The 22,883-nt window shown below is 69.3% G+C and carries 23 protein-coding genes; 5 read left to right on the top strand and 18 right to left on the bottom strand.

Features of this window, described 5'->3' with window-relative positions; genetic code table 11:
- The first annotated feature begins 126 nt into the window (after positions 1 to 126).
- Positions 127 to 513 (top strand): succinate dehydrogenase, hydrophobic membrane anchor protein, encoded by a 387-nt coding sequence (gene sdhD, locus CBR61_RS00600; protein ID WP_088912616.1) that lies wholly within the window; start codon positions 127 to 129, stop codon positions 511 to 513.
- Here the strand turns inward: sdhD and CBR61_RS00605 are convergent.
- From CBR61_RS00605 to pepN, 12 genes are all read right to left on the bottom strand, one after another.
- Entirely contained in the window at positions 510 to 932 is a 423-nt protein-coding gene (locus tag CBR61_RS00605) for a Na+/H+ antiporter subunit G (RefSeq protein WP_088912617.1), read from the bottom strand. The two genes, sdhD and CBR61_RS00605, sit on opposite strands and share 4 nt — an antisense overlap.
- Complete coding sequence (locus CBR61_RS00610; protein WP_088912618.1) at positions 929 to 1,198, bottom strand: K+/H+ antiporter subunit F; 270 nt, start codon at positions 1,196 to 1,198, stop codon at positions 929 to 931. The genes CBR61_RS00605 and CBR61_RS00610 overlap by 4 nt, the downstream gene beginning before the upstream one ends.
- Entirely contained in the window at positions 1,191 to 1,679 is a 489-nt protein-coding gene (locus CBR61_RS00615; RefSeq protein ID WP_088912619.1) for a Na+/H+ antiporter subunit E, read from the bottom strand. The genes CBR61_RS00610 and CBR61_RS00615 overlap by 8 nt, the downstream gene beginning before the upstream one ends.
- The gene (locus tag CBR61_RS00620) at positions 1,676 to 3,193 is read right to left on the bottom strand and encodes a monovalent cation/H+ antiporter subunit D (protein WP_088912620.1); all 1,518 of its coding nucleotides are present in this window, start codon (positions 3,191 to 3,193) and stop codon (positions 1,676 to 1,678) included. Before CBR61_RS00620 ends, CBR61_RS00615 begins: the two co-directional genes overlap by 4 nt.
- Positions 3,190 to 3,573: a Na+/H+ antiporter subunit C gene (locus CBR61_RS00625; protein ID WP_088912621.1), complete on the bottom strand. Its 384-nt coding sequence runs from the start codon at positions 3,571 to 3,573 to the stop codon at positions 3,190 to 3,192. The genes CBR61_RS00620 and CBR61_RS00625 overlap by 4 nt, the downstream gene beginning before the upstream one ends.
- The gene (locus CBR61_RS00630) at positions 3,570 to 6,404 is read right to left on the bottom strand and encodes a monovalent cation/H+ antiporter subunit A (protein ID WP_088912622.1); all 2,835 of its coding nucleotides are present in this window, start codon (positions 6,402 to 6,404) and stop codon (positions 3,570 to 3,572) included. Before CBR61_RS00630 ends, CBR61_RS00625 begins: the two co-directional genes overlap by 4 nt.
- A gap of 142 nt (positions 6,405 to 6,546) precedes the next feature.
- A complete protein-coding gene (locus tag CBR61_RS00635; RefSeq protein WP_088912623.1) occupies positions 6,547 to 7,098 on the bottom strand; it encodes an adenine phosphoribosyltransferase in 552 nt (183 codons plus the stop codon).
- 97 nt (positions 7,099 to 7,195) lie between these two features.
- The gene (locus CBR61_RS00640; RefSeq protein WP_088912624.1) at positions 7,196 to 8,053 is read right to left on the bottom strand and encodes a cytochrome c1; all 858 of its coding nucleotides are present in this window, start codon (positions 8,051 to 8,053) and stop codon (positions 7,196 to 7,198) included.
- 54 nt (positions 8,054 to 8,107) lie between these two features.
- On the bottom strand, positions 8,108 to 9,484 hold the full coding sequence (locus CBR61_RS00645) for a cytochrome b (RefSeq protein ID WP_088912625.1): 1,377 nt from the start codon (positions 9,482 to 9,484) through the stop codon (positions 8,108 to 8,110).
- Between the two features lie 67 nt (positions 9,485 to 9,551).
- A complete protein-coding gene (gene petA / locus CBR61_RS00650) occupies positions 9,552 to 10,115 on the bottom strand; it encodes a ubiquinol-cytochrome c reductase iron-sulfur subunit (protein ID WP_088912626.1) in 564 nt (187 codons plus the stop codon).
- 229 nt (positions 10,116 to 10,344) lie between these two features.
- Positions 10,345 to 11,094, bottom strand: coding sequence for a peptidoglycan editing factor PgeF (gene pgeF, locus CBR61_RS00655; RefSeq protein ID WP_233996793.1), 750 nt, complete (start codon positions 11,092 to 11,094; stop codon positions 10,345 to 10,347).
- Between the two features lie 4 nt (positions 11,095 to 11,098).
- A complete protein-coding gene (pepN, locus tag CBR61_RS00660) occupies positions 11,099 to 13,759 on the bottom strand; it encodes an aminopeptidase N (RefSeq protein WP_088912627.1) in 2,661 nt (886 codons plus the stop codon).
- A 129-nt stretch (positions 13,760 to 13,888) separates the two neighbouring features.
- Between pepN and CBR61_RS00665 the strand changes: the two genes are divergently transcribed.
- Entirely contained in the window at positions 13,889 to 14,728 is an 840-nt protein-coding gene (locus CBR61_RS00665; protein ID WP_088912628.1) for an NAD(P)-dependent oxidoreductase, read from the top strand.
- Between the two features lie 47 nt (positions 14,729 to 14,775).
- Here the strand turns inward: CBR61_RS00665 and CBR61_RS00670 are convergent, their stop codons facing one another.
- The gene (locus tag CBR61_RS00670) at positions 14,776 to 15,699 is read right to left on the bottom strand and encodes a DMT family transporter (RefSeq protein WP_088915379.1); all 924 of its coding nucleotides are present in this window, start codon (positions 15,697 to 15,699) and stop codon (positions 14,776 to 14,778) included.
- A gap of 26 nt (positions 15,700 to 15,725) precedes the next feature.
- The gene (locus CBR61_RS00675; RefSeq protein WP_088912629.1) at positions 15,726 to 16,745 is read right to left on the bottom strand and encodes a threonine aldolase family protein; all 1,020 of its coding nucleotides are present in this window, start codon (positions 16,743 to 16,745) and stop codon (positions 15,726 to 15,728) included.
- A gap of 53 nt (positions 16,746 to 16,798) precedes the next feature.
- Here CBR61_RS00675 and CBR61_RS00680 point away from each other — a divergent pair, with 53 nt between their 5' ends.
- Complete coding sequence (locus CBR61_RS00680; protein ID WP_088912630.1) at positions 16,799 to 17,116, top strand: GNAT family N-acetyltransferase; 318 nt, start codon at positions 16,799 to 16,801, stop codon at positions 17,114 to 17,116.
- Here CBR61_RS00680 and CBR61_RS00685 read toward each other — a convergent pair.
- Positions 17,062 to 18,609, bottom strand: coding sequence for a PH domain-containing protein (locus CBR61_RS00685; RefSeq protein WP_088912631.1), 1,548 nt, complete (start codon positions 18,607 to 18,609; stop codon positions 17,062 to 17,064). The genes CBR61_RS00680 and CBR61_RS00685 overlap by 55 nt on opposite strands.
- A complete protein-coding gene (locus tag CBR61_RS00690; protein WP_088912632.1) occupies positions 18,606 to 19,112 on the bottom strand; it encodes a PH domain-containing protein in 507 nt (168 codons plus the stop codon). The genes CBR61_RS00685 and CBR61_RS00690 overlap by 4 nt, the downstream gene beginning before the upstream one ends.
- A 129-nt stretch (positions 19,113 to 19,241) precedes the next feature.
- Between CBR61_RS00690 and CBR61_RS00695 the strand changes: the two genes are divergently transcribed.
- Positions 19,242 to 19,889, top strand: coding sequence for a glutathione S-transferase family protein (locus CBR61_RS00695; protein ID WP_172835903.1), 648 nt, complete (start codon positions 19,242 to 19,244; stop codon positions 19,887 to 19,889).
- On the top strand, positions 19,889 to 20,668 hold the full coding sequence (locus CBR61_RS00700; RefSeq protein ID WP_088912634.1) for an SDR family NAD(P)-dependent oxidoreductase: 780 nt from the start codon (positions 19,889 to 19,891) through the stop codon (positions 20,666 to 20,668). Before CBR61_RS00695 ends, CBR61_RS00700 begins: the two co-directional genes overlap by 1 nt.
- Before the next feature lie 82 nt (positions 20,669 to 20,750).
- On the opposite strand, the gene CBR61_RS00705 is transcribed toward CBR61_RS00700, so the two are convergent.
- Positions 20,751 to 21,995, bottom strand: a complete 1,245-nt coding sequence (locus CBR61_RS00705) for a spinster family MFS transporter (RefSeq protein ID WP_157696455.1) — start codon at positions 21,993 to 21,995, stop codon at positions 20,751 to 20,753.
- Between the two features lie 31 nt (positions 21,996 to 22,026).
- On the bottom strand, positions 22,027 to 22,806 hold the full coding sequence (locus tag CBR61_RS00710; RefSeq protein WP_088912636.1) for an SDR family oxidoreductase: 780 nt from the start codon (positions 22,804 to 22,806) through the stop codon (positions 22,027 to 22,029).
- Between the last annotated feature and the right edge of the window lie 77 nt (positions 22,807 to 22,883).

The raw sequence follows: 22,883 nt of genomic DNA on the forward strand, positions 1-22,883 counted from the left end.
CCGCGACCGGCTGGCGCTGCGCGCTTCGGCGGTCGGCTCCGCTTCGCCCCCGCTTCACCTATGTGAGCGCGCCGGTCCTGCGCCCGGCCTAGGGAAGCGCCCGGCACGGCGAGCGGGACGAGACACATGGCAAAGCAGGACACGCGGCACGAGACGCACCGGCTCGACCCCGGCAAGGGCGGCGCGGAGGACTTCATCGCGGTGCGGCTCAATTCGCTTGCGCTGATCGTGCTCTATGCCTGGCTGCTCACCGCCATTGTCCTGCTCCTGCCGGACCTGTCGCACCGCGCGGTCACGGGCTGGCTGCGCCATCCACTCAACGCGCTGCTGATGGTGCTGCTGATCGGCCTGACCTTCTGGCACGTCAAATACGGCCTGAACGAGCTGATCGACGATTACGTCCACGCCCCGGTCGCCCGCATTGCGAGCCTTGCGACGATGCACACGCTGACGTGGACCGGCGCGCTGTTCGCGCTGATCAGCCTTGCGCGGATCGTGCTGGTGCCCGCCTAGTCGCCCTCGAAATCGCCCGGCGTGCCGAGATGCGGAGCCTCGTGCGTGGCCCAGTCGGCGCGGCCCGGCGGCGGCGCGGGCGCGCCGGCGGGGCCGGGCTCCGCGCCCGCCTCGCCCTGCCGCAGCCGGTGGAGGTGCACCTTGGCGATCATGTTCGCGCTGATCGGCGCGGTGACGAACAGGAAGACCGAGATCAGCAGCTCGTGCGTCGTCCAGGTGCCGAGCGCGAGCTGGAACCACGCGACCGAGGCGACCAGCATCGCCCCCAGCCCCAGGGTCGTCGCCTTGGTCGGCCCGTGCAGCCGCTCCATCAGCGAGGGCAGGCGCACCAGACCCCAGCTCCCGACCAGGGCAAAGCCGCCGCCCAGCACGATGAGCGCGCTGGCGAGGATCTCGGCGAAGGAGACGGCGCCGCTCATTCGATGATGTCCCCCCGCAACAGGAACTTGGCATAGGCGACCGTGCCGACAAAGCCGACCATCGCCAGCAGCAGCGCCGCTTCGAAGGATGTGCCGCTCCCGCCCGCGATGCCCGCCAGCACGATCAGGCCGATGACGTTGATCACCATCGTGTCGAGCGTGAGGATGCGGTCGGCGACGCCGGGGCCCTTGAACAGGCGCCACAGGTTGAGCGCCAGCGCGAGGCCCAATGCCGCGAAGCCGAAGGCGAGCGCCCCCTCAAGCATGGAAGATCTCCTTGAGCCGCGCCTCGTAGCGCGCCTTGACCTTGACGATCTCGGCCTGCGGATCGGGCGCGTGGAGGGCGTGGACCAGCAGGAACCTGCCGCAGGCCGAAACATCGGCCGAGACCGTGCCGGGGGTCAGGCTGATCGTGCCTGCGAAGACGGTGATCGCCTCGGGGCTGGCAAGCTCGAGCGGGACCGCAAGCCACGCCGGGCGCAGGGCGTGCGAGGGCTTGAACAGGATGATCGCTGCGACCTGGAAGTTCGCGACGAGGATGTCCCACAGCACCACGCCGCAATAGGCGATGGCCGGTACGAAGCGCACCTGCGGGCGGCCCGGCCACCACGGCGCGGTGAAGATCGGCACCAGCACCCCGAACACGAGGCCCAGGAACAGCGTGCCGTAGGTCAGGTCGTTGACCATCACCACCCACATGACAACCAGCAGGGCGGACAGGCCGGGATGGGGGAGCAGGCGATTCATGGCGTCGCCTCCGCCAGCACCACCGCCGCGCTGCGCGCCGGATCGAGCACCTGCGCCGCCGCTGCCCCGGCATAGGCGCTCGCCCAGCCCGCACCCGCAGAGAGCGCCGCGAGCAGCACCAGCGCGAGAGCGGGCGCGGCGAAGTCGGTGCGGTACGTGCGGGCGGCGGGCGCTTCACCCTCGCCCGTCTTCCAGAACACGGCGCTGCCAGCGCGGGCGAAGCCGATCACGCCGATGAAGGTCGTGCCGAGGATCACGCCCCAGGCCCAGCCCCAGTCGGGAAGCGCGGCGACGGACTGGAGGATCAGCAGCTTGCCGATGAAGCCCGAAAGCGGCGGCAGGCCGGTCGCGGCGATGGCGGCGGCCATGAACAGCATCGCCGCGATCCCGCGCCCGGCGAAGGCGGGGCCGGGGCTTGCGGCATCGCCGAAGGCCCCGCGCCGCCGCGCCGCCGCATCCGCCACCAGGAACAGCGCCGCGCCCGCCAGCGTCGAATGCGCGAGGTAATAGAGCGCGGCGCCGAGGCTTTCGGGCGTCCACGCGGCAACCGCGATCAGCAGCGTGCCGGTCGAGCCGATGACGGCATAGGCGGCCTGCTCGGAAAGGCTGCGCGCCACGAACACGCCGGCAAAACCGATCCCTGCGCTCACCAGCGCCGCCGGGAACATCCACGGCGCGGGCACCCAGGCCGCCGCCCCCGCGCCCTCGCCGAACACCTGCGGGACCACGCGGATGATCGCATAGACGCCGACCTTGGTCATGATCGCGAACAGCGCCGCCACCGCAGGGGTCGAGACCGCATAGGTGCGCGGCAGCCACAGATGGAGCGGCGCCACCGCCGCCTTCAGCGCGAAAACGCTCACCAGCAGCAGCCCGGCGATCCGCAGCATACCCTGGTCCGCCGCCGGAACCGCGGCGACCCGCAGCCCCATGTCGGCCATGTTGAGCGTGCCGGTGAGCGCATAGAGCATCCCCAGCGCGATCAGGAACACCGACGAGCCGACGAGGTTCACCACCACATACTGCACCCCCGCCTTGAGCCGCGCGGGCCCCTGCCCGTGCAGCATCAGCCCGTAGGAGGCGATCAGCAGCACCTCGAAGAAGACGAAGAGGTTGAACAGGTCGCCGGTCAGGAAGGCGCCGTTCAGGCCCATCAGCTGGAACTGGAACAGCGGGTGGAAATGCCACCCCTTGCGGTCGGCCCGGGTGACCACGGCGTGCAGCAGCGCGATGAGCGCGAGGCTTGCGGTCAGGACCAGCATCATCGCCGCCAGCCGGTCGGCCACCAGCACGATGCCGAAGGGCGCGGGCCAGTCACCCAGCGCATAGGCGAGGATCGTGCCGTCCGAGACACGCGCCATCAGGGCCAACGCGGTGACGAGCATCGCGAGGCACGAGCCGAAGCCGAGGCCCACCGCCAGCGCCCGCCGCCGCCGCATCGCCAGCAGCGCGACAGGCGCGGCGAGCGCCGGGATCGCGATCGGCAGGATCGGGAGGTGGACGGCAAGGCTCACAGCCGCGTCTCCTCGCTGTCGGCGGCAAGGCCGTCCTGCGTGTCGCAGGGCACCGAATCGCCGTCGACATGGTCGCTGCCGGTCTCCAGGAAGCCCCTCAGGGCAAGGATCACCACGAAGGCGGTCATGCCGAAGGTGATGACGATCGCGGTCAACACCAGCGCCTGCGGCAGGGGGTCGGTGTATTCGGTCACCGCCTGGTCCCAGATCGGCGGACGGCCCAGCACCAGCCGGCCGCTGGCGAAGAGGAACAGGTTCACCGCATAGGAGAACAGGGTCAGCCCCAGCACCACCTGGAAGGTGCGCGCGCGCAGGGCGAGGAAGATGCCGCCTGCCACCAGCACGCCGATCGCGCTCGCCACGAGGAATTCGTGGCTCATTGCGCGCCCTCCTCCGCCTGGGCGGCGCGGGCGGCGCGCTGGCCGACATGGCTCAGCTGCGCCAGCGCCAGCATCACGGCGCCGAGCACCGTGAGGAACACGCCGGTGTCGAACAGCATCGCGCTCGCCAGCTCGAACTTGCCGATCAGCGGCAGGCTGAAATAGTCGAACCAGCTGGTGAGGAACGGCACCCCGAGCGCCATCGCGCCCAGCCCCGTCGCCATTGCCGCCAGAACGCCCCAGCCGATCAGTTGGTGCTCGCCGAAAGGCAGGCGCTTGTCGGACCAGTCGAAGCCGGCGGCGAGATACTGGACGAGGAAGGCGATCGCCACCACCAGCGCGGCGATAAAGCCGCCGCCCGGCTGGTTGTGGCCGCGCAGGAACAGGTAGATGCCCACGGTCAGCGTCAGCGGCAGGATGATCCGGCTGGCGGCGACGAGCATCATCGGGTGCCGCTCGGGCGAGTGCGGCATGTCCTCGCGCCACGCCCGCAGCCGCGCGCCGGCCGCGCCGGTCGCGGCTGTATCGAGCAGGGCGAAGATGCCCAGCCCGGCGATGCCGAGCACGATGATCTCGCCCAGCGTGTCGAAGGCGCGGAAATCGACGAGGATCACGTTGACCACGTTTGTCCCCCCGCCGCCGGGCTTGGCGTTGGCGAGGTGATAGGCGGCAATGCTCGGCCCCGGGTCGCGGGTCAGCATGGCCCAGGCGATGCCGCCCACCAGCACGCCCCCCGTCACCGCCAGCGCCCCGTCGCGCCACTTGCGCGGCGCGGAGGACAGCAGCGGCGGGGCCTTTGGCAGGAGGTTGAGGGCGAGCAGCAGGAGCAGGATCGTCACCACCTCGACCGAGATCTGCGTCAGCGCGAGGTCGGGGGCGGAGAACTGCACGAAGGCGAGACTGACGATCAGGCCGATGACGCTGAGATAGATCAGCACGCGCAGCCGGTTGCGCGAATCGTTCACCACCGCCGCCGTCGCCGCAATCAGCAGCGCCCAGGCGATGATCGCGGGCGGGGTGGCGGGCAGCAGCGCGCGCGTGCCCGTCAGCACGCCGCCAGCGGTGACAGCGCCGTCGATGATCAGGAGGACGATCACGGTGAAACTCGCCAGCAGCATCGTCTGGAGCCGCGGCGTATGGGTGGCGACGATCGCCTTGCGCACCCAGGTGTCGGCGAAACCCATCAACGCCTCGAACATGCGCTTGGCGTCGGGGAGCGGGGTGGCCTCCCACGCCGCCAGCAGCGGCTTGTGGAGCCACAGCAGCGCTGCCCCGCCCGCCACCGCCAGCAGACTCAGCATCAGCGCGAGGTTGAGCCCGTGCCACAGCGCCAGCTCGACGAGCGGAGCGGTGCTCCCCGTCACGGCTCCGGTGGCAGCGCCCACCAGCGGGGCGGCGAGGGTCATGGGCACGAGGCCGAGCAGCACCGCAAGCACCGTCAGCAGCGCGGGGCCGCCCCACATCCCGGCGGAAGGATCATGCGCCCGGGCGAAGGGCTCCGCCTCGCGCGGGGCACCGAAGAACAGGTGGGCGGCGAAACGCAGCGAGTAACCGACCGAGAACGTCGCCCCGAGGGTCGCCAGCACCGGCAGCAACCAGGGGAGGCCGAACAGCGCCAGCTTGGGCGTCTGGTAGAGCATCAGCTCCTTGGAGATGAACCCTCCGAGCGGCGGCAGCCCCGCCATCGAGGCGGCGGCGAGCGTCGCGACGAGGGCGGTGATCGGCATCGCCTTGGCGAGCCCGCCGAGGCGGCGGATGTCGCGCGTGCCGGTCTCGTGCTCGACGATGCCGGCGCTCATGAACAGCGCGGCCTTGAAGGCGGCATGGTTGAGGATGTGCAGCACCGCAGCCATCGCGGCGGCCTCGAGGCTGAAGCCCAGCAGCATCACCAGCATCCCCAGCTGCGAGATGGTCGAATAGGCGAGGATGCTTTTCAGATCGTGCCGGAACAGCGCCACCCCCGCGCCGAGCAGCATGGTCGCAAGGCCGGTGGTGGTGACGATCGTCGTGTAGGCCTCGGTCGCCGCCAGCACCGGCCACAGGCGCGCGAGCAGGAAGACGCCCGCCTTCACCATCGTCGCCGAGTGCAGGTAGGCGCTCACCGGCGTCGGCGCGGCCATCGCGTGCGGCAGCCAGAAGTGGAACGGGAACTGCGCGGACTTGGTGAAGCAGCCGACGAGGATCAGGCCGAGGATCGCGGGATAGAGCGGCGAGGCCTTCACCTCGGCGCCGCGGGAGAGGATCGTGGCGAGATCGAAGGAGCCGGCGGCGATCCCCAGCAGCACCATCCCCCCGATCAGCGCGAGACCCCCGCCCCCCGTCACCGCCAGCGCCATGCGCGCGCCTTGCCGGGCTTCGGGCTTGTGCTGCCAGAAGCCGATCAGGAGGAACGAGGCCAGGCTCGTCATCTCCCAGAAGACGAGCAGCAGCAGGACATTGCCGGCGATGACGATCCCCAGCATCGCGCCCTGGAACAGCATCAGGCTGGCGAAGAAGCGCCCGGTGTCCTCGTCCTTGTAGAGGTAGAAATGGGCGAAGATCACCACGAGGAGGCCGATCCCGACGATCAGCAGGGCGAACATCCAGCCCAGCGGATCGACCATCAGGGTAAGGTCCATGCCAAGCGCGGGGACCCAGGCCCACGAGGCGGCGGGCACCTCGCCCCCCAGCACCGGCGCGGCGAGGCTGGCGAGGAGTGCAAGGCCGGCGGCGCTCGCCACACCCGCGATCCCCGAATGGACAACGCGCGGTGCGCCGTGGGTCAGCGCGATGGCGAGCGCCGCAACGAAGGGAAGCGCGACCAGCGCAAGAAGCGTCAAGGCGATAGCCATTGGCGGTCCCGGTGGTCCTTTGCGTGTGACAGTTGCGCGAGAGGCGGGACGCGGCAGGCGACCCGCAGCAGGCATAGACGACAGCCGTTCAAGAGCACAACCCAAACCGGCCCTGCGGGGTTCCCGGCGCGAGCCGGGCGGCTCAGTCGCCCTCGAATTCCATCAGCGCCGCGACCGCGATCCCTGCCTGCCGCAACCGCTCGGCCCCGCCGAGGTCGGGCAGGTCGATCACGAACAGCGCCTGTTCGATAACCGCCCCCGCCTTGCGTAGCAGTTCGGCCGAGGCGAGCGCGGTGCCGCCGGTGGCGATGAGATCGTCGACGATCACCACCTTTTCCCCCGGCTCGACCGCACCCGGGTCCATCTCCAGCCGGTCGGTGCCGTATTCGAGCGCATATTCGATGCCGATGGTTTCGATCGGCAGCTTGCCTGGCTTGCGCACGGGCACGAAGCCCACCCCGAGCTGAACCGCCACCGCCGCGCCGAAGATGAAGCCGCGCGCTTCCATGCCGGCGATCTTGTGCGCCCCCGCCGCGGCCGCCAGCTGCGCGAGGTGGTGGACGCTCGCCGCCATGCCCTGATGGTGGCCGATCAGCGTGGTGATGTCCCGGAACTGGATCCCGGCATGGGGGAAATCGGGCACCGTGCGGACAAGCGCCTTGAGCTCTGCAGGAGAGAGATGTGGTGCAGTCATGATCGGCGGGCCCCTTTCGCAGGCCTAAATGCACAAGCGCCCCGCCATCCGCAAGGGATGACGGGGCGCCTGAACATTTCGCCCTGGGTGAGGCGGATCAGCCCTTCTTCGGCTTCACCCCGGCCCAGATCTGCTTGTAGCTGAGGAAGGCCAGCACGGTCGCGAACAGCAGGAACCCGAGCACGAACCAGCCGGTCTGCTTGCGCTGGATCAGCGAAGGCTCGGCCGTCCAGGTCAGGAAGGCGGCCACGTCGGTCGCCATCTGCGGGATGGTCGCGTTGGTGCCGTCGGCATAGGTGACCTGCCCGTCCACCGCGAGCGGCGGGGCCATCGCGATGTTCACGTTCGGGAAGTGCTTGTTGAAGTAGAGACCGTCGGGCGTCTCGAAGCCGACCTTGGCGGCCTTCTCCGGATCGGGTTCGCCATAGCCGGTCAGCAGGTCATAGACGTAGTTCGAACCGTCGTGCCGTGCCTTGGTCATCAGCGAGAGATCGGGCGGAATGGCGTTGTTGTTCGCCGCCGCCGCCGCGATCGCGTTGGGGAAGGGCATCGGGAAGTAGTCGGTCGGCTCGCCCGGTCGGGTGGTCGTCTCGCCGGTCGCGGGGTCGATGCCCGGCACAGTCCATGCCGCGGCCTCGGCGTCAACCTCGGCCTCGGTGTAGCCGAGCTCCTGCAGGTTGCGGAAGGCGACGAACTTCAGGCTGTGGCAGGCCGAGCAGACCTCCTTGTAGACCTGATAGCCGCGCTGCAGCTGGGCGTAGTCCCACTTGCCGAAGGGGCCGTCGAACGAGAAGCCGCCTTCCGGGCCATGGCCGTGCTCGTAGAAGGCATAGGACGGCTGCTTCTCCGGCGCCGGGCCGAAGGCGTAGTTGTAGGCACCGGGCAGGAGCGACCAGAGCACCAGCACCAGGGTGATGGCGAGGCCTGCAAGGATGCCGCCGAGACGAATAGACATGTCCGAACTCTTTCTCGTTATCGGTTCAGATTGCTGGGGGCTGTTCCCGGCCGATCACTCGGCCGGTTGCAGCGAACCATCGGTGGCGGTGCCGGGCAGACCCTCGACAACGCTTTCGGGATCGACCGTGCCGCCGCCCGAGGTGCTCCCGGGCTTGGTCCCGCCGAGCACCGCTTCGGTGATCGAGAACGGCAGCGGCTTGGGCACTTCGATCTGGCTGACGATCGGGAGGATCACCAGGAAGTGCAGGAAGTAGTAGGCCGTCGCGATCTGGCTGATCACCACATAGGGCTCCTCCGCCGGCGCGCCGCCACAGATGAACAGCGCGATCATGCAGGGGATGAGGCCGAACCAGAAGAACTTGCGGAACAGCGGGCGGTAGTGGCCCGAGCGCACCGGGCTCTTGTCCAGCCAGGGCAGGATGAACCACAGCAGGATCGAGCCGAACATCGCGATCACGCCGAGCAGCTTGGCCGGGATCAGCACGATGCCGGTGAAGGGGATGCTGAGGTCACCGGTGAAGGCGCGCAGGATCGCGTAGAACGGCCAGAAGTACCATTCGGGCACGATGTGCGCCGGGGTCGAGAGCGGGTTCGCCTCGATGTAGTTGTCGGGGTGGCCCAGCGCGTTCGGCAGGAAGAACACCATGGTTGCGAACAGGATCAGGAAGACGCCGAGACCGAAGCCGTCCTTCGCCGTGTAGTAGGGGTGGAACGGCACGGTGTCCGATTCCTGCTTCACTTCCACGCCGGTCGGGTTCGACGAGCCGGGAATGTGCAGCGCCCAGATGTGCAGGATCACGACGCCCGCGATCACGAAGGGCAGCAGGAAGTGCAGCGAGAAGAAGCGGTTCAGAGCGGCGTTATCGGGGGCAAAACCGCCCAGCAGCCACACCTGCAGCGGCTCGCCGACCAGCGGGATCGCGCTGAACAGGCCGGTGATGACCTGCGCACCCCAGAAGCTCATCTGGCCCCACGGCAGCACGTAGCCCATGAAGGCGGTGGCCATCATCAGCAGGAAGATCACCACGCCCAGCAGCCAGATCATCTCGCGCGGGGCCTTGTAGGACGAGTAGAAGAACCCGCGGAAGATGTGCAGGTAGATCACGATGAAGAAGAAGCTCGCGCCGTTGGCGTGGGCGTAGCGCAGCATCCAGCCGTAGTTGACGTTGCGCATGATGTGCTCGACCGTGCCGAAGGCGACCTGCGCGTTCGCGGCATAGTGCATGGCGAGGACGACGCCGGTGACGATCTGCACCACCAGGAAGAAGCCGGCGAGCACGCCGAAGTTCCACATGTAGTTGAGGTTGCGCGGCACCGGATAACCGGCGCCCACCGCGTTGTAGACGAGCCGCGGAAGCGGCAATTTCTCGTCCAGCCACTTGGTGAAAGCGGACTGCGGTTCATACTGCTTGGCCCAGGCGAAACTCATGGCGTTCTCTCGGCTTGATCGGTGTTAGGGAAACGGACGATTATCGTTATCGTTCAGATACGAAAGCTCAGCCGACGCGGACGACGGTGTCGGAAGCAAAAGTGTATTCCGGCACCATCAGGTTGAGCGGCGCGGGGCCCTTGCGGATGCGGCCGGCAACGTCGTAGTGCGAGCCGTGGCAGGGGCAGAAATAGCCGCCGAATTCGCCCTTGTTCTCGCCTTCGGCCGCGCCCAGCGGCACGCAGCCGAGGTGGGTGCACACGCCCATGGTGATGAGGATGTCCTCGTGCCCAGCCTTGGTGCGCTCGGCGAGGGTCGCCGGGTCGCGCATGTCGGCGCCGTCATCGGCCTTGGCCTTGGCGATTTCCTCGGGCGTGAGGCGCTTCACGAACAGGGGCTGCTTGCGGAAGGTGGCCTTGATGCTCTGGCCCGGCTGGATCGCGCCGACATCGACCTCGGTGGTGCTCGCGGCGAGCACGTCGGCCGAGGGGGCCATCTGGCTGACCAGCGGGAACAGGACCGAAGCCCCGCCGACGCCCGCGGTGCTCAGCGCGGCAATGTGGATCCAGTCGCGGCGACGCACGCCTTCAGGGTGGTTGAGGTCGTTGGTCGCGGCCGTATCAGTCGCCATTTCTTCTTACCCTGCTCGTTTTGCCGCGCCGGGATTGGCCTGCGCGGCGTGGTGTTCCAGTGCGGGGCGAGGCCCCGGATCCCGATCCGTCGATTGGTCCCTGCTTCAGGCCCGGCGAACGCCCGTGGAGCGCACCTCACCCGAAACTTGCGCGGGGCAATTAACGGCAATCCTGCGAATTTCCAACCGTGTTTTAAGCAAGGCGCGTTCGCCGCCGTGCAAGGCGACCTCAGGGCAGCGCGATCATGCTGATCTGCCGACCATAATTCGCCTCGCGCGCCTGGGTGGAGCGCCTGTGGGAATGGTAACGCGCGACCTGGGAGAATGTATCCCGGCCCAGATCCGCAATTTTCCCGAGGTCCGCGGCGCGAAGCCGGGCCATGATGAATCCCGGCAGGTCGAAGTGCCAGCGGGCCACGCCCTCGCGTTCGGGCGCAGGGGCGAAGAAGCGATCGGCATCGGCGGGGAAGCGGGCGCGGAAGGGCGCATCGACCTCGTAGCTCGGCTGCGCGATGGTGGGGCCGAGCACCGCCGCGATATGCTCGCGCCGCGCGCCGAGCGATTCCATGGCCGCAACGGTGTTCTCGAGGACGCCGTCCACCGCGCCGCGCCAGCCGGCATGGGCGGCGCCGATCACGCCCGCCTCGCGGTCGGAGAACAGGATCGGCCCGCAGTCGGCGGTGACGATCCCGAGCACGATGCCCGGCGTTGCGGTCACCACGGCATCGGCGACGGGGCGGCCCTCGGCGGCATCGTCCCACGCTGCGGTGACTGTCACCACATCGGGCGAATGGACCTGGTGCGGCGCGGCAAGGCGTCCGCCGGGCAGGATCGCCTCGGCCGCCGCTGCCCGCAACGCGCGGACCTCGGCGCCCTCCCCCGGCCCGCCGGATCCGAACTGGTGCCCACCCCCGGCGCTGCCGAAGAAGCCGTGGGGCACGCCCGCCAGCAGGTCGGCGGTTTCGATCTGGAAGTCCACCGCCTCAGCCCTCGAGCGAGCGGCTGACCTGCTCGAAGGTGTCGCGCGACAGGTTGCCCGCCGCAAGGATCCGCTCCAGCTCCGCCTTCATCAGCGCCGCCCGCCCGGGCTCGAGCCGCCGCCAGCGCCCGAGCGAGGGCACGAAGCGCGCGGCGGTCTGCGGGTTGATCGGGTCCAACGCGAGGATCACGTCGGCGACCATGCGGTAGCCCTCCCCGTCGGCCTTGTGGAACGCCTTGGGGTTGCCCGCGAAGGCCATGTGCAGCGAGCGCACGCGGTTGGGGTTCTTCAGCGTGAAGTCGGGGTGTTCGGCCAGCTTGCGCACATGGGCGATCACATCCGGATGGAGCGACAGCGCCTGCAGGGTGAACCACTTGTCGACGACCAGCGCGTTGCCCTTGTAGCGCTCGTAGAAGGCGGCGAGCCGCTCCTCGCGCGCGGGCGTGTCGAGCCCGCACAGCACCATCAGCGCGCCCTGCCGGTCGGTCATGTTGTCCGCCGCGTCATATTGCGCTGCCGCCAGTTGCCCCGCCTTCGCCGGATCGGCGGCGGCGATGAGGCCCAGCGCGATGGTCTTGACCTTGCGCGCGCCACGGCCTGCCGGATCGTCGTGCGCCACCGCCGAGGCCCGCGCGTGCAGCGCCGCAAGCTCGCCCGCCAGCGCCGTGCCGATGGCCGCCTTCAGCCCCTCGCGCGCGGCATGGATCGCGCCGGGATCGGCGAGGCGCTCGCCCGTGGCCATGGCCTCGAACAGGTAGGTCTCGGACGGCAGCACCATCAGCTCGCCGCGCATCGCGTCCTCGAGCGCATTGTCGGCGAGGCTCGAGCGGAAAGCGCCGATGATCGCCGCTTCGGCCGCGGCCTGCTCGTCCGCCGACAGGGTGCCTGAGGCGGTGGCCACCAGGTGCCCGACGGCGAGTTCCTGCAGGGCTTCCGAGCGGGCGAAGGGATCATCGTCATGCGCAGCAAGGAACACGAGGTCCTCGCGCGCCAGATCGCGCTCGATCACCACCGGGGCGGTGAAGCCGCGATTGATCGAGACCACCGGATCGGGCCCGGCGAGCGGCAGGGTGAAGCTCTGCTCCTCCTGCGCCAGCACCAGCACCTGCTCCGCCCCCGTCGCGCCCTGCCGCGAATGGACCGCGACCTTGAGCGGGATCGGCATCGGCAGCTTGTCGGGCTGGCCGGGGGTGACCGGGACGGTCTGCCGGAGGGTGAGTTTCAGACTGTCGCCCTCCACGGCCTGCGTGACGGCGACACGCGGCGTGCCGGCCTGCGCGTACCAGCGGCGGAACTGGGTGAGGTCGATGCCCGCCCCGTCCTCGATCGCCTTGACGAAATCCTCGCAGGTCGCCGCCTCGCCGTCGTGGCGGTCGAAATAGAGATCGCACCCGGCGCGGAACCGCGCCTCGCCCACCATCGAGCGCATCATGCGGATGACCTCGGCGCCCTTGTTGTAGACGGTCGCCGTGTAGAAGTTGCTGATCTCGCGATAGGAATCGGGCCGGATCGGGTGGGCGAGCGGCCCCGCGTCCTCGGGGAACTGCGCCGCGCGCAGGATGCGCACATCCTCGATCCGCTTCACCGCCTCGCCGCGCATGTCCTGCGAGAAGAGCTGATCGCGCAGCACGGTGAAGCCCTCCTTCAGCGAGAGCTGGAACCAGTCGCGGCAGGTCACGCGGTTGCCCGACCAGTTGTGGAAATATTCGTGCGCGATCACGCCCTCGACGGCGTCGAAATCGGCGTCGGTCGCGGTGTCGGGGTCGGCGAGCACGTATTTGGTGTTGAAGACGTTGAGACCCTTGTTCTCCATTGCCCCCATGTTGAAATCGCTGACGGCGACGATGTTGTAGAGATCGAGGTCGTATTCACGGCCGAACACGTCCTCGTCCCACTTCATCGAGCGGTGGAGCGATTCGAGCGCGTGGTCGGTGCGCGCGAGGTCTTCGGCGCGCACCCAGACATTGCACTCGACGATGCGGCCCGAGCGGGTGGTGAAGGGCTTGCTGTTCGCCACCAGATCCCCCGCGACCAGCGCGAAGAGATAGGAGGGCTTGGGCCAGGGATCGTGCCATTCGGCCCAATGGGTGCCGTCGGTGTTTTCGCCCTCGGCCACGCGGTTGCCGTTGCACAGCAGGATCGGGAAGAGCGCCTTGTCGCCCTCCATCCGCACCGCATAGGTCGAGAGCACGTCGGGCCGGTCGGGGAAGAAGGTGATGCGGCGGAAGCCTTCCGATTCGCACTGGGTGCAGAGCATCCCGTTCGAGGCGTAGAGGCCCATGAGCTGGGTGTTGGCGCTGGGGTCGATGGTGGTGACGACCTCGACCGTGTGAGCAGCGCCCGGCAGGGTGATGACGAGATCGGGACCATCCATGCGCCAATCGGCCGGGGCGCCGTCCACCGTCACGCTCTCGGCGGTGAGGCTGTCGCCGTTGAGGCGCAGCTCGGGCGAGGGATCGGCGGCGGGGTTGCGCTCGACCGCGAGGGTCGCCGTTACGCGGGTCGCCTCCAGACCGAGGCGGAAGTCCAGCTTCGTCGTCGGCACGACCCAAGCGAAGGGCCGGTAATCCTCGCGCCGGATCACCGGCGGCTCGTGCGGGGTGGGGGCGGCGTCCGCGAGTTCGGGGTTGCCTTCGGGGGTGGTGGGGGTGGTGGCGATATCCATAGGTCACTCTCTACCCGTTCGTGTCGAGCGCAGTCGAGACACAAAGCGCACCGCTGGACGCACAGGCCTCTCGAGTTCAACCTGCGGTTGTGCGTTGCATCCGCTCGAGGCGAACGGCACTAGTAAGGCATGGCGCACCTTCTCATCTTCGGCCTCGGCTACACCGCAACGCGCATCGCCGTCGCCATGCACGCAAAGGGCTGGCAGGTGCGCGCCACCGGAAGCGCGGGCGACATCGCCTTTGCCGACCGCGATGCGGTGCTGGCGGCCTTGGGCGAGGCCACCCACGTGCTCTCCTCCGTCCCGCCGGAGCGCGCCGGGGGCGATCCGGTGCTGGAGGCCTATGGCGAGGCGCTTGCGGGCAAGGAGCTGTTCTACCTCTCCTCCACCGGCGTCTATGGCGACCGCGAGGGCGCTTGGGTGGACGAGGCGACCCCGACCATAGCGCAGAGCGGAGAGGGCCGCAGGAATGCCCGCGCCGATGCCGACCTCGCATGGCTGAACATGGGCGCGCGGGTGTTTCGCCTGCCCGGGATCTACGGGCCGGGCCGCTCGGCGCTGGACCGCGTGAAAGAGGGCAAGGCGCGGCGGATCGACCTCCCCGGGCAGGTCTTCAGCCGCGTCCATGTGGACGACATCGCGAGCGGGGTGGTCGCTGCGCTCACGCAGGATGCGCCGGCCGGGGCCTACAACCTCGGCGACGATTACCCGTGCAGCGGGAACGCCGTGACCGAACACGCCTGCCGCTTGCTCGGCCTGCCCCTCCCGCCGCTGGAATCGCTGGAGGACGCCAACCTCTCCGACATGGCGCGCGGTTTCTACATGGAGAACCGCCGCGTCGCGAACGGCAAGGCGAAGCGGGTGCTGGGGTGGTCGCCGAGATATCCGACCTATGTCGAGGGGCTGGCGTCCTTGTTTTCGCCTCAAGCGCCGGCGGGCGCATCCGCGCCCTTGGCTACCGCGCCATAAGGCGCGACGGGCATTCGCCCTTGCGGCCCTGCGGGCCGATCAGCATCCTACCTCCGTAGCGCGCCCGACTGCTGCACCTGCACCGCCTTCACCCGCCGCGCCCGCAAGGCCAGCCCCATGCCGGTGAGGGCCAGTGCCATCCCGCTCGCCGAGAGCGCGTCCCACCGAAATCCCTCGAACAGGGTCGACAGCAGCATCGCCACGCACACGGTGACGATGCCGTTATAGGCCGTTTTCCCCGCCCCGATCTCGCGAACGAGGTTGTAGTGCAGCGGGAAGGTCACCACCGATCCGATGATCGCGAGATAGGCCGTCCCCGCCCAGAACTGCCATGCGCCCGGCATCTGCGGCGGGCCGGCGGTGAGCAAAGCATAGCCGAGATCGAACAGCGTCCCGTAGAGCATCGCCCAGGCGAGCAGGCTCACCATCGGCACCCCGCGACCCGTGGGGTTGGCCTGCACCACGTTGGCGATCGACGCGGCGAGCATCCCGCCCACCGCCAGGACGATCCCCAGACCGACATTGCCCCCGAGCGGCGCGGCGTTCCATTCGTGCACCAGCAGCAGCGCCACCCCGGCGATGGCGACAAGGCTGCCGCCGATGAAGCCGCCCTGCACCTTCTCGCCGATGAACACCCGCGCGAAGATCGCATTGGGCACCATCAGCAGCGCGAACATCACCGCGACGATGCCCGAGGTGATGTGCTGTTCGGCATGATAGACGAACAGGAAATTGCCCGAGAACTGCGCGATCCCGACGCCCAGCGCCAGCAGGTGCTCCGCCCGGTTCAGCTTCAGGCGGTTGCCCATCGTCATAGCCAGAAGGAACAGCGCCGGGGTTGCCAGCATGAAGCGGTAGAACACGCCCCAGGCGGCGGGCACGTCCGAAATCTGGCCGGTGATGACGAACCAGGTCGATCCCCAGATCGTGCCCGTCAGCATGAAGGGCACCAGCACCTTGGGGCTGAGCATCGAGGGGGCGGGCGCGGCGGCGAGGTTCACAGCGCGGCGATCGCCTTGCCGAGCGCCGCCGCGTCCTCGGCGCGGGTGTTCCACGCGGTGACGAAACGTGCCGAATCCGGCCCCCAGTCGTAGAAGGCGAAGCCCTGCGCCCGCAGCGCCTCGCGCTCGGCGGGGGAGAGGCGCACGAACAGCTCGTTGGCCTCCACGGGGTGGAGCAGCCGCTCGCCGCAGCCCGCCGCCACCTCCTGCGCCGCGGCATTGGCGTGGGCGGCATTGGCGAGCCACAGGTCGTCTTCCAGCATTGCGATGATCTGCGCGGCGAGATAGCGGCCCTTGCATTGCAGGTGCCCGGCGCGCTTGCGGCGATAACGGACCTCGGCGGCGCGTTCGGGATCGAACAGCACCACCGCCTCGGCGCCCATGCCGCCGTTCTTGATGAAGCCGAAGGCGAGGCTGTCGACCGCCCCCGCTGCCGCCCGCGCCGCCTCTTGCGCGCTGCCGCGGAGGAAGGCCGCGGCATTGGCGAAGCGCGCGCCGTCCATGTGGAGGCCGAGGCGGCGCTCCTTCACGAAGGCGCCGAGCGCCGCGAGTTCGGCAGGGCTGTAGGTGCGGCCGTATTCGCTTGCCTGCGTGATCGCGACGGCGTGGGGCTGGACCTGGTGGACATCGTTGCGGATCGGATCGATCAGCGCGGCGATGTCGGCCGGGGTCAGCTTGGCGCCCTCGCCTTCGGCCAGCATCAGCTTGGCGCCATGAAGGAAAAAGCCGGGCGCCCCGCCCTCGTCGACCTCGATATGCGCCTCGCGGTGACATACCACCCCGCCGTGGGGCGCGCACAACGTGCCGAGCGCGAGGCAGTTCGCCGCCGTCCCCGTCGCCACCCACAGCGCGGCACATTCGCGCCCGAACAGCGCGGTGAAGCGGGCGTCGAGCTCGGCCGAGAGCCGGTCTCCGTCGTAAGGATTGTCCGGCTCGTCGGCCTTGCGCATCGCCTCCCACAGCGCGGGGTGGACGGCGGCGGCGTTGTCGGACAGGAAGGGCTTGGCAAGGGTCATCGGCTCACGCCCTTAACCGCACATTCGGGCGTGACAAGCGGGAGCAGCGAGACATGGGCGAACAAAGCGCAGACCTGACAATCACTCACCACGTTCAGGGAACCGGCGGGCGTTATGTCGCGGCGGTCGAGGGCGCGGTGGAGCAGGGCTACCTCGAATGGGAAGCCGGCGGCGAGCGCGACGGCAAGGAGGTGCGCATCGCCGCGCACACCATCGTGCCGCGCGCGATCGGCGGGCGCGGCGTGGCGGCGGCGCTGACCGAGCGGCTGGTCGAGGACGCGCGGCGGCAGGGCTTCCTGATCCGCCCCGATTGCTCCTACGTGGCGAGGAAATTTTCCGAAAACCCGGACTGGGCCCCGCTCGAGGCCTGATCGAGCCGCGAGTAATCGGTCGCGGTGATCGTCTCCATCACCGCCGCGCGCAAAGCGCGGGCCTGATCGAGCGGCACGCCCTGCATCGCGAAGCTCCCTCCGGCGAGCCCGAGATGCACCGTCGCATAGCCGCGCACCCGCGCCAGCGGGCCTTGCGCGATCTCGACCGAGTGGAGCTTCAGCCGCGTGGCAATGGCCTGCGTGGGCGAGAGGAAGCCGTGGCTGGCATAGACCTGTTTGTCGTCGATGGCGTGCCGCCGGAACTCCCAGGCATAGAGGTTCGCGCCCACCGCCAGCACCCCGATCCCGAGCGGGATCAGGAACAGGCCCGGCGGCGCGAAGATCGCGACGGGAATCGCCGCGAGGAAGAACAGCGCCGAATCGAGCACCGCCTTGTCGGTGCGATGCTGCTTGGCCGCGCGCTGCCACGCCGTCGCATCGTCGGGCAGCCGGAACCCTGCTGCCTGCACGATCGGGGCGATCTCCTCCATCCGCGCGAAGGGCGCGACCACATGGCTTTCGCCCTCGTCATCCTGCGCGAGGCTGACGAAGCTCAGCGAGCGCCAGCCGAAGCGGTAGCGCACCAGGCCGGTGTCGATCACCAGCCCCTGCACGCGGTGGGCGGGCATCACCACGTCGGTGCGGGTCAGCAGCCCGCGCTGCCGCCGGAAGCCGCGCGCCGAGCGGGTCAGGGTGAAGCCCCAGTCGCGCAGGATCGTGCGCACCACGCCCGTCCCGAAGCCGATCAGCACCAGCCCGATCAGCCCCGCGACGGCGCCGGCGGCCTGCGCATAGGGCCCGAGACTGGCGACGGCAGTGCCCTGTTCCTCGAGCCAGCTGCGCCACAGGTCGACGTTCCACACGTCGATGTCGGTGACGTTGTCGACGTATTGCAGCGCGCCGCCCAGCACCGCGAAGACCGCGAGCGAGAATTCGAACAGGCCGAAGGTCAGCAGCCGCCCCGGCCCGAGCGCGAACAGCACCTCGCCCTCCTCGGGCACGGTCGTGGCCGCGACAGGGGCGCCCTCTCCGGCGGCAGCGGCGGCTTCCTCCTCGCGGCGCTCGCGCACCAGCCGGCGCAGCGCCTCGCCCTCGGCGGCGGTGAGATATTCGAGCGCCACGTCCTCGCCCCCGCCGGCCCCGGTCTCGAACTTGACCGAGACCAGCCCGAACAGGCGCGGCAGCGGCTTGGCCTCGAGGCTGACGTCCTGGATACGCTCGAAGGGCACCGAACGCGCCGCGCGGCTCAGGATGCCGCTCTCGACCCGGATGTCGGTCTCGCCGATGGTGTAGGTGAGCCGCCGCCAGCCGAGCCAGCTGAAGGCGGTGCCGATCGCCGCCGCGGCAAGGCCGACCCCGAGCGCCAGCGCGAAGCGCCCGTCGCCGCCGACACCGGAAAAGGCGATGGCGAGGGCCGGGAACACCGCGCTGCGGATCGCCCCCACCGCGCCGAGCGCGACGCTGAGCGGGGCGGTACGGCGGGGCTCGCTCACATCGTCTCCCGGCGGATATGCCCGCGGATGGACTCGCGCATCTCGCGCGCCAGCTCCTCGCCGAGGCCGGGAAGCGAGACGGAGGCATTGTGGTTGCCCGCCGTGTGCAAGGTCAGCGTGGCGATGCCGAAGAACCTCTCGAGCGGGCCCTGGTTGACGTCGATATGCTGCACCCGGCCGAAGGGCACCACCGTGTCCGCGCGGAACAGCAACCCGCGCACCACCCGCAGGCGGTCGGCGCTGATCTGGTAACCGCGCGAGCCGTAGCGGCGGGCGGGAATGCGCAGGATCAGGACCAGCGCGATCAGCAGCACCGGCCCGGCGATCACGCCGCTCGGGAACAGGCCCTCGTCGCGGAACACCAGTTCGAGCACCAGCGCCCCGATCAGGAAGGGGATCGCGGTCAGCCCCGTCTGCACGCGCAGGGCGTGGGCGTAGTTGGGGTGGAGCTTGGTCAGCTCGCCGTCGTCGTCGAGCGGCTGGGGCACGGGGGTCTGGTCCATGGTGCCTTATCTGCGCAATACAGCCTCGCCGCGCAAGCCGGTTTTCGCGCCGCCCCTAGCGCATTTATGAGGGCGACGGCCCGCGCCCGGCCCCGTAGAACCTTCCGCAAATCCAATCGGGAGAGCACCATGACCACGCTTCATTCCAGCCTCGGCCCCAACCCGCGCCTCGTGCGGATGTTCATGGTCGAGAAGGGGCTCGAGGAGGGGCGCGATTTCACCCGCGTCCATTACGACATCATCACCGGCCAGAACCGGCAGGATTCCGGCTACATGGCGAAGAACCCGCAGGGCACCACCCCGACACTGGAACTGGATGACGGCACGTGCCTCACCGAAAGCTGGCCGATCTGCGAATACATCGAGGAGATGCACCCCGCGCCCAACCTGTTCGGCGAGAGCCCGGTGGAGCGTGCCACGGTGCGCAAGTGGGCGCGGCTGTTCGACCAGGAGGTGGTGGTGCCGATGACGATGGGCTTCCGCGCCGGGGCGGGCCGCCCGATGTTCGAGCCACGCATGAGCGTCGTCTCTTCGCAAGCGGGGGCGGAACTCTCGGCGATGGCCGACGAGAAGTGGCGGCTGTTCGACAGCTATCTCGGCGTGAGCGACCACATCGCGCTCGGCCGCTTCACCTTCGCCGACCTGCTGATCTTCGCCTTCGCCAATTTCGGCTTCACCGTGGGCTGGAAGCTGCCCGAGGGCACCGACAACCTCGCCCGCTTCGTGGCGACGCATAACCAGCGCCCCTGCGCCGCGATCTGGCAGCAGGCCGAGTAATGCCCGACCTGTCGGGGAAGGTCGCGATCGTCACCGGCTGCGCGAGCGGGATCGGCGCGGCGACGGTGCGGCGACTGCGGAGCGACGGGGCCGAGGTGCTCGGGACCGACCTTGATGAAGGCCGCGGGGCGGCGCTGTGCGCCGAGGCTGGGGCGCACTTCGCGTTGCAGGACGTGTCCGACCCCGCGCTCTGGCCTCAGATCGTGGCACAGGCCGTGAAGACTTTCGGGCGGCTCGACATTCTGGTGAACAACGCCGGGATGGTCTCTGGCGCGGGGATCGGCGATCTGGATGACGAGGCGATGTTCGCCGCGTGGGACAGGGTGCTGGCGGTGAACCTTTCCGGCACGATGGCGGGATGCCGCGCCGCGATTGCCGCGATGCGCGACAATCCGGGCGGGGCGAAAGGGGCGATCGTCAACATCGCGTCCACCACCGCCATCGCCCCGCTGCCGACCGACGTCGGCTATTCGGCGAGCAAGGCGGCGGTACGCGCGCTGTCGAAATCGGTGGCAACGTGGTGCGCCCAGCAGGGCCTTGCGATCCGCTGCAACACCGTGATCCCGGGCGCGACCATGACCGGCATTCTCGAAGCCGCCGAGGTCCAGACCCCCGGCCTGATCGCGGCCGTCGCCAAGACCTCGCCGCTGAACCGCCTCGCCGACCCATCCGAAACGGCTGCCGCCATTGCCTTCCTCGCGAGCGACGAATGCCCCTTTATGACCGGCGCGGAGATGCTGGTCGACGGGGCGGCGCTGGCGATCCATCCGGGGTTTTGAAGCACTTTCCGTTCGCCTCGAGCGAAGTCGAGAGGCCCCGGCTGGTGTCTCGACTGCGCTCGACACGAACAGGCGGGGGCGGTCAGCCCTTCCGCATCTTCTCCAGGTAGCCGCTCGGCCCCATCTGCGCGGCGGTCCACACGAAGATCGCGAGACTGGCGAGGCCCGAGGCGAGGCACACGGCGAACACCGCCACCGCGAGCGCGCTCGTCCCGTAGGCCGGCGCCAGCGCATCGCTGGCCGCGCCGATCACCGCCAGCCCCAGCGCCTGCCCGACGAGGTTGTTGAAGAACAGCGCGATCGCGACCGCGAAGCCCCGGCTCGCGGGTTCCACCGCGGCCTGGATGCCCGACAGGATCCCCGCCTGGCTCGCGACATAGATTGCATAGGCCACGCCGAACCAGCCGAGGAACGCGCCGAAGCTTTCCGAGGTGAGGCTCAGCGCCAGCGGCACGACGCAGCCGAGACTCACCGCGCCCGGAAGCCACGCCCGCCACCGTTCGTCGCGCAGGGTCAGCCAGTGCGTGACGAAGCCGCCGAGGATCGGCCCGGGGATGCCGCCAAGGAAGAAGGTGAAGCCCAGATAGAGGCCGACATCGCCGGTGGAGATCGGGAACTGGCGCAGCATCACCGCCGCCATCCAGAACGCGAGGGCATAGCCGATCATGATCTGCACCGCCCAGCCCAGCGCCAGCCCCATGAAGACGCGGTTGGTCAGCAGGCTCGCCACCGTCCGGCCGAGCGGCAGCTGCGTCATGTCCGTGCCCTCGGGGGCATAGCGGCCCCGGAGCGGTTCGCGCACCGTCAGATAAAGCGCCCCGCCGATCAGCAGCCCGGGCAGGCCCATCAGGATGAAGGCCCAACGCCAGTCGAACCATTCGGCCAGCTGCCCGCCGACGACGAGGCCCATCGCCGTGCCCATCGTCGAGCCGAGCGTGAGAAAGCCCATCGCCTTCGCCAGCTCGCCCCGGGTGAAGAAATCGGCGACGAGGCTCTGCGAGGAAGGTCCGGAACAGCCCTCGCCCACGCCGACGCCGGTGCGCGCGAGGAACAGGGTCCAGAAGCCTGCCGCCATGCCGCAGGCGGCGGTCATCACGCTCCAGAAGGCGATCGCCGCCGCCACGATGTTCTTGCGCACCGAGCGGTCGGCCAGCCGCGCCGCCGGGAAGCCCGCGAGCACATAGACCAGCGAGAAGGCGAGCCCGCCCAGCAGGCCGAGCTCGAAATCGGAAAGCCGGAACTCGGCCTTGATGTCCTCGATCAGGATCGAGAACACGAGCCGGTCGGCGACGCTGAACGCACTCGTCAGCGTCAGCAGAGCAAGCACATACCAACGGTATGCGCCGGGTTTGCTCCCGTCAGTGATGGGGTCTGGCCCAGAGGCCATTGTCCACCGGGATCGTCAGGCCGTTGAGGAAGCGCGCCTCGTCCGAGGCGAGGAAGAGCACGCAGCCGGCCACGTCCCTCGGATGGCCGAGCGCATTGGCATCGAGCGGACCGTCGGGGATCTCCATCGGGGTCTGCCCGGCGCGGCCCGAGACGCCCATCACCATCGGGGTCTCGATGCCCCCGGGCGCCAGCGCGTTGACGCGGATGCCGTAGCCCTTGTCCTGGAAATCGACCGCGAGCGAGCGGGTCATCCCCGCGATCCCGGCCTTGGCGGCGGCATAGGCCGGGATGTTGCCATAGCCCATCAGTGCCGCGGTCGAGGCCATGTTGATGATCGACGAGCCGCCCCCGCCCACTTGCAGGTGGCGGTGCTTCATCAGCGGCACGGCATATTTGCACCCGAGGAAGGTGCCGACCACGTGGATGTCGAGGTGCAGCCTGAAGTGGGCGAGCGAGCAATCCTCGATGCTCTCGAAGATCACGTTGCCGGCATTGTTCACGAGGATGTCGAGCCCGCCGTGGCGTTCCTCGACCGCGCGCATCACCTCGATCCACTGGTCCTCGCTGGTGACGTCCAGTGCCATCGCGTCGCCGCCGATGGAATCGGCGACCTGGTGGGCAAGCTCCACCTCGCGGTCGGTGACGATCACCTTGGCGCCCTCGCGCGCCAGCGCCTCGCAATCGGCCTTGCCCAGCCCCATCGCCCCGCCCGTCACGAGCGCGACCTTGCCCGCCACACGTCCCGCCATCTGCTCTCTCCCAAAAGCGTCTGTTCTGTAACGGCCAGCCTATCGGGCGCGGGGCCACCCGCCACTGTCGAAAGCGC

It is taken from the genome of Porphyrobacter sp. CACIAM 03H1, from assembly GCF_002215495.1.
Classification (GTDB): domain Bacteria; phylum Pseudomonadota; class Alphaproteobacteria; order Sphingomonadales; family Sphingomonadaceae; genus Erythrobacter.

Excerpts from the sequence above, each read along its gene's own strand:
- sdhD (WP_088912616.1), top strand. The coding sequence starts at position 127 with ATGGCAAAGCAGGACACGCGGCACGAGACGCACCGGCTCGACCCCGGC.
- CBR61_RS00605 (WP_088912617.1), bottom strand. The coding sequence starts at position 932 with ATGAGCGGCGCCGTCTCCTTCGCCGAGATCCTCGCCAGCGCGCTCATC.
- CBR61_RS00610 (WP_088912618.1), bottom strand. The coding sequence starts at position 1,198 with ATGCTTGAGGGGGCGCTCGCCTTCGGCTTCGCGGCATTGGGCCTCGCG.
- CBR61_RS00615 (WP_088912619.1), bottom strand. The coding sequence starts at position 1,679 with ATGAATCGCCTGCTCCCCCATCCCGGCCTGTCCGCCCTGCTGGTTGTC.
- CBR61_RS00625 (WP_088912621.1), bottom strand. The coding sequence starts at position 3,573 with ATGAGCCACGAATTCCTCGTGGCGAGCGCGATCGGCGTGCTGGTGGCA.
- CBR61_RS00630 (WP_088912622.1), bottom strand. The coding sequence starts at position 6,404 with ATGGCTATCGCCTTGACGCTTCTTGCGCTGGTCGCGCTTCCCTTCGTT.
- CBR61_RS00635 (WP_088912623.1), bottom strand. The coding sequence starts at position 7,098 with ATGACTGCACCACATCTCTCTCCTGCAGAGCTCAAGGCGCTTGTCCGC.
- CBR61_RS00640 (WP_088912624.1), bottom strand. The coding sequence starts at position 8,053 with ATGTCTATTCGTCTCGGCGGCATCCTTGCAGGCCTCGCCATCACCCTG.
- CBR61_RS00645 (WP_088912625.1), bottom strand. The coding sequence starts at position 9,484 with ATGAGTTTCGCCTGGGCCAAGCAGTATGAACCGCAGTCCGCTTTCACC.
- petA (WP_088912626.1), bottom strand. The coding sequence starts at position 10,115 with ATGGCGACTGATACGGCCGCGACCAACGACCTCAACCACCCTGAAGGC.
- pepN (WP_088912627.1), bottom strand. The coding sequence starts at position 13,759 with ATGGATATCGCCACCACCCCCACCACCCCCGAAGGCAACCCCGAACTC.
- CBR61_RS00665 (WP_088912628.1), top strand. The coding sequence starts at position 13,889 with ATGGCGCACCTTCTCATCTTCGGCCTCGGCTACACCGCAACGCGCATC.
- CBR61_RS00670 (WP_088915379.1), bottom strand. The coding sequence starts at position 15,699 with ATGCTCAGCCCCAAGGTGCTGGTGCCCTTCATGCTGACGGGCACGATC.
- CBR61_RS00675 (WP_088912629.1), bottom strand. The coding sequence starts at position 16,745 with ATGACCCTTGCCAAGCCCTTCCTGTCCGACAACGCCGCCGCCGTCCAC.
- CBR61_RS00680 (WP_088912630.1), top strand. The coding sequence starts at position 16,799 with ATGGGCGAACAAAGCGCAGACCTGACAATCACTCACCACGTTCAGGGA.
- CBR61_RS00690 (WP_088912632.1), bottom strand. The coding sequence starts at position 19,112 with ATGGACCAGACCCCCGTGCCCCAGCCGCTCGACGACGACGGCGAGCTG.
- CBR61_RS00695 (WP_172835903.1), top strand. The coding sequence starts at position 19,242 with ATGACCACGCTTCATTCCAGCCTCGGCCCCAACCCGCGCCTCGTGCGG.
- CBR61_RS00700 (WP_088912634.1), top strand. The coding sequence starts at position 19,889 with ATGCCCGACCTGTCGGGGAAGGTCGCGATCGTCACCGGCTGCGCGAGC.
- CBR61_RS00710 (WP_088912636.1), bottom strand. The coding sequence starts at position 22,806 with ATGGCGGGACGTGTGGCGGGCAAGGTCGCGCTCGTGACGGGCGGGGCG.